This window comes from Paenibacillus sp. GYB004, from assembly GCF_036577605.1.
Classification (GTDB): domain Bacteria; phylum Bacillota; class Bacilli; order Paenibacillales; family NBRC-103111; genus Paenibacillus_AB; species Paenibacillus_AB oceani.
Genome location: NZ_JARBDB010000038.1, coordinates 1 through 383, shown reverse-complemented (window position 1 = coordinate 383; position 383 = coordinate 1). Strand labels below are relative to the sequence as shown.

At 50.9% G+C, this 383-nt stretch carries 1 rRNA gene; it reads right to left on the bottom strand.

The window, feature by feature from the left end:
- Positions 1–79 precede the first annotated feature (79 nt).
- Positions 80–195, bottom strand: a 5S ribosomal RNA gene (gene rrf, locus PV433_RS16085).
- Positions 196–383: the final 188 nt, after the last annotated feature.

Below are 383 nucleotides of genomic sequence, written 5' to 3'. Positions count from 1 at the left end.
GCTACTGCTACTGCTACTGCTACTGCTACTGCTACTGCTACTGCTACTGCTACTGCTACTGCTACTGCTACTGCTACTGCTACTGCTACTGCTACTGCTACTGCTACTGCTACTGCTACTGCTACTGCTGCTGGAGGGCTTAACGGTCGTGTTCGGGATGGGAACGCGTGGATCCCCTCCGCCATCATCACCAAACGATTATGAAATTCAGGGTTTATTCCCTGAAAACTGAATGCGAACCGAAGAAGAGAGAGAGTGAAACGTTACCTCAAGGGCTCTTGAGGCCTCCACGAAGGTTCGTGGAGTATTGATAGGATAAGCCCTCGACCGATTAGTATTCGTCAGCTCCACACATTGCTGCGCTTCCACCCCGAACCTATCAA